Raw genomic sequence first — 223 nt, 5'->3', positions numbered from 1 at the left:
TGCTGGTCGAGGACGGCCGGGTGGTGGGGGTGGCCACCGGCGACATGGGCGTCAGCCGCAACGGCGAGCCCAATGCCAACTTCACCCGCGGCATGGAGCTGCGCGCCCGCTACACGATCTTGGGCGAGGGCGCGCGCGGCTCGCTCACCAAGCAGATGGTCGAGCGCTTCGGCCTGAATGCGGGCCGCGACCACCAGAAATACGGCATCGGCCTCAAGGAGCT

General features: G+C 69.5%; 1 pseudogene. It reads left to right on the top strand.

Annotated features, from left to right (window positions below):
* Positions 1–223, top strand: a pseudogene (locus E4K09_RS22405) (electron transfer flavoprotein-ubiquinone oxidoreductase); the annotation flags it as partial.

The organism is Microvirga pakistanensis (assembly GCF_004458765.1).
Taxonomy (GTDB): Bacteria; Pseudomonadota; Alphaproteobacteria; order Rhizobiales; family Beijerinckiaceae; genus Microvirga; species Microvirga pakistanensis.
This window is presented reverse-complemented; position numbering and strand designations above follow the sequence as displayed.